The 3,787-nt window shown below is 77.2% G+C and carries 5 protein-coding genes; 2 read left to right on the forward strand and 3 right to left on the reverse strand.

Translation table 11 applies throughout. The annotated features are described in order from the left end of the window. Both KIK08_RS37920 and KIK08_RS37925 read right to left on the reverse strand, forming a co-directional pair. Positions 1–1,122: sensor histidine kinase (locus tag KIK08_RS37920; protein WP_214408140.1), on the reverse strand; the 1,122-nt coding region annotated here is incomplete at its 3' end. Between the two features lies 1 nt (position 1,123). After that, complete coding sequence (locus KIK08_RS37925) at positions 1,124–1,810, reverse strand: response regulator transcription factor (RefSeq protein WP_214408141.1); 687 nt, start codon at positions 1,808–1,810, stop codon at positions 1,124–1,126. Between the two features lie 101 nt (positions 1,811–1,911). Between KIK08_RS37925 and KIK08_RS37930 the strand changes: the two genes are divergently transcribed. Next, positions 1,912–2,355, forward strand: a complete 444-nt coding sequence (locus tag KIK08_RS37930) for a hypothetical protein (protein WP_214408142.1) — start codon at positions 1,912–1,914, stop codon at positions 2,353–2,355. Here the strand turns inward: KIK08_RS37930 and KIK08_RS37935 are convergent. Continuing rightward, complete coding sequence (locus KIK08_RS37935) at positions 2,345–3,094, reverse strand: FkbM family methyltransferase (protein ID WP_308258150.1); 750 nt, start codon at positions 3,092–3,094, stop codon at positions 2,345–2,347. The two genes, KIK08_RS37930 and KIK08_RS37935, sit on opposite strands and share 11 nt — an antisense overlap. Before the next feature lie 130 nt (positions 3,095–3,224). Here KIK08_RS37935 and KIK08_RS37940 point away from each other — a divergent pair. Continuing rightward, on the forward strand, positions 3,225–3,787 hold a 563-nt coding region (locus tag KIK08_RS37940), incomplete at its 3' end, for a MoeA family protein (RefSeq protein ID WP_491063196.1).

Raw genomic sequence — 3,787 nt, forward strand, 5'->3', positions numbered from 1 at the left:
CAGCCCCGGCCCGGCGTCGCCGATGCCCAGCACGGCGCCCCCGCCCGCCGCCGGCTCCAGCACCACCTCCACGGCCGTGCCGTCGGGGGTGTGGGCGAAGACGTTGCCCAGCAGCGCGTCGACCGCCGCCTCCAGGTCGGCCCGGCCGATGCCGACCGGCAGCGGACCGTCGGCCACCCGCACCGTCGTCTCCCGGTCGGTGTCCTCGGCCAGCACCGACCAGAACGCCGTGCGCTCGCGGACGGCGGCGGCCGCGTCGCAGGACGCCGACGACGACACGCCCGGCCCCGAGCCGCGCCTGCGGGCCTGCTCGATGGCCAGCGTGACGGCCCGCTGGACGCCGTCCACGCCCGCCCCGACGCGGGCGGCGTCGTCCGGGTCGGCGAGCGCCTCGGCCTCCAGGCGCAGCGCCATCAGCGGGGTGCGCACGCGGTGGGCCAGGTCGGCGACGGTCTCGCGCTCCTCGCGCAGCAGCTCCACGATCCGCCCGGCCAGGCCGTTGAGCGCCCCGGCGACGACCCCCAGCTCCCCGGGGCCGTCGGTCGCCGCCCTGGCCGCGAGGTCGCCGGCGGCCAGCCGGTGCGACACCGCGGCCAGCTCGGTGGAGGCCCGCACGAGCCTGCGGCCCAGCCGGTCGGCGACCACCAGGCTGATCGTGAGCAGGCCGAGCGCCAACCCGGCCAGCAGCAGCCACGACCGCCCGACGCCGGCGCCCAGCTGGTCGTCCGGGACGAACGCCCTGGCCACCGCGTAAGCGCCGGTCCCGCTGTCCACGGCGATCACGACCTCCCGCCCGCCGTCGACGTCGCCGGTCTCGCTGAACCCGCGAGCGGCCAGTTGGACCAGCGGCGTGCGGGCGGCGGGCGAGCCGAGCACCGCGCCGTCGGGCAGCAGGACGCTGATGTCGGCCGGGGAGACCGCGTCGGCCTGCACGACCGCCACGGCCAGCTGCGCGCGGTCGGCGGTGGCGACCAGCGTGCTCAGGGTCTGCGCCGCGTCCGTGGCCGACTGGGTGGCGCGCTCGACGGCGACGGTGCGCAGCAGCAGCGCCAGCGGCACCAGGAACGCCACCAGCACCACGGTCGTCGTCGCCGCGACGAGGACCAGCAGCCGCCTGCGCACCCTAGTGGCCGTCCGGCGCCGACACCCTGACCCCGACCCCGCGCACGGCGTGCAGGTAGCGCGGCTCCTGCGCGGTCTCGCCGAGCTTGCGGCGCAGCCACGACAGGTGCACGTCGACGGTCTTGTCGGCCCCGCCGTAGGGCAGCCGCCAGACCTCGGTCAGCAGCTCGCGCTTGCTCACCACCTGGTCCCGGCGCGCCGCCAGGTAGTGCAGCAGCGCGAACTCCCGCGGGCTCAGGTCCAGCACGACGCCGTCGAGCTGCGCCCGCTGCGCGCGTGGGTCGATCCGCAGCCCGCCCACGACCACCGTCGGGTCGGCCTCGGAGACGGCGCCGCGGCGCAGCACCGCCCGGATGCGGGCGTCGAGCTGGGCCGCGCTGAACGGCTTGACCAGGTAGTCGTCCGCGCCGGCGTCCAGCACCGCGACGATCTCGGCCTCGTCGTCGCGGGCCGTCGCCACGATCACCGGCACCCGGCTGGCCCCGCGCAGCATCCGCAGCACGGTGGTGCCGTCCATGTCGGGCAGGCCCAGGTCGAGCACCACCAGGTCGGGCCGGTCGGCCATGGCCTGCCCGAGACCGGCCAGCGCGGTCGGCGCCGAGGCCACGGCGTGGCCACGCTCGCCGAGCCCGCGCACCAGGGCGGAGCGGATCGCCGGATCGTCCTCGACGAGGAGCACCTGGGCCACGCGCGAACGGTAGGCCACCGCGGCCGCCGGCGCGGGGACCGCAGCCCACCCCTACCGGTGCGTTAGCCGCGCCTTAGCGAACGGGCGGGCATGCTGGCCGGGTGCCTCCCACCGCCCGCACCGTCACCGGCGTCCTGGCCTGGCTCGGTGCCGTCGTGGTGGCCACCGGGGTCGGCCTGGCCGCGGTGAGCGCGATCGGGGTCAGCATCGTGGGCGCCGACCAGCAGGTCCTCAGCCCGTCGGACGTCGAGGGCAGGTTGGCCGCGGCCGGGGCGCCGTCGACCGCGGCGCCCATCGCGCCCCCGGCTCCCGCGGCGGAGCCCGCCGCCGCGCCGAAGGCGTTCCCCACCGACGGGGGGACCGTCGTCGCCCGCTGCGTGGACGGTCGCGTCGAGGTCGTCACCGCCTCGCCCGCCCAGGGCTGGCGCATCCACGACGAGGCCGAGGAGGACCGCGGCCGGGTCCGGTTCGAGGCCGGCGGCCGCCGCGTCGAGCTGCGGCTGTCGTGCTCCGGCGACGAGCCGCGGGCCGAGATCAGGAACTGACGCGCACGGCGTACACGTCGCCGGAGGGGGCGTCGGGCGGCAAATCGGCCAGCACCCGGCGCATGCCCTCGCCGTCGAGCCAGCGGCGGTGCAGGAGGCGGTGGTCCTCCCCGGTCGCCCGGTTGAACCGGTAGCGGCCCAGCTCCCCGATCTGCTCGAGGCACTCGTGGGCGACGGCGCGGGTGGCCGGCAGGTACTCGAACGACAGCGCCTTCACCGGCGTGCTCAGCCCGCCCAGCACCTCGGCCTCGAAGCCCTCCACGTCGACCTTCACGAACCCCGGCACGCCGTGCTCGTCGATCAGCGACTGCAGGGTGCGCACCTCGACCGGCGTGCCCGCCGACCAGCGCACCCAGGAGAAGCCCGGGTCCTCGCGCACGTCGTCGAGGAACGACGAGGACATCGTGGTCACCGTCGGGGTGCGCTCGCTGATCATCAGCGAGGCCTCGCCCGGGGTGCGGCCCAGCGCCGCCGGCACGATCGTGACGCCCGGGTCGCGGCCGTAGAGCAGGCGCAGCAGGCGGACGAAATCGGGCTGCGGCTCCACCGCGACCACCCGGGCCCCCAGCTTGCGCCAGGCGCGGACCCGGTTGCCGGCGTGCGCTCCGACGTCGATGGCCAGCGAGCCCGGCTCGACGACGTGGGAGTAGAAGCGGCGCATCCGCCCGGCCCGGAACGGCACGCCGTAGTACATGCCCAGCGACCGCGCCATGCCCCATGCCCTCGCCCGACCGCTCACCCGGACAGGCTATCCCGCCGCCGGGGCAGTGATCGCCGGCTCCGCCCGCCCACTCCCACCTCCCGCAGATGCCGGGGCGGGGCGGGGCGCGCGGGCGGGCGGGCCGCGGTGATCGGTGGATGATGGGGGCATGAGCGAGCTCGCGAGCGAACCATCGACGCTGCGCGAGCGGCTGTCCTGGGACGAAGCGCGGCTGTGCGCGTACTACGCCGCGGCCGCACTGCCGGCCCGTTCGGTCCCCCTCGACCGGGCGCTGGGCGGCGTGCTCGCCGAGCCGCTGACGGCCCCGGTGGCGCTGCCCACGGCCGACACCTCGGCGATGGACGGCTACGCGGTCCGCGGTGAGCCGCCGTGGCGGGTCGTCGAGACGGCCCACCCGTCCCTGGAGGACGGCCAGGCGTGCGCCGTGGTGACCGGCGCCCCGGTGCCCAAGGCGACCGACGCGGTGCTGCCGGTGGAGCACGCGCAGCGCTCCGGCGATGTGCTGCGCGCCCCGTCCGCCCCCATCGCGGGCCAGCACATCCGCCCCGTGGGCGAGGAGTGCGCCGCGGGCGACTACCTGGTGGCGACGGGCACGGTCATCGGCCCGACGCTGCTCGGCCTGGCCGCCGCGCTGGGCCACGACACCCTCCGCGTGCACCCCACGCCCGCGGTGTGCGCGCTGATCAGCGGCGACGAGCTCGTCGCCGCCGG

Origin of the sequence: Pseudonocardia lacus (genome assembly GCF_018531445.1) — a bacterium.
In the GTDB taxonomy this organism is placed as follows: domain Bacteria; phylum Actinomycetota; class Actinomycetes; order Mycobacteriales; family Pseudonocardiaceae; genus Pseudonocardia; species Pseudonocardia lacus.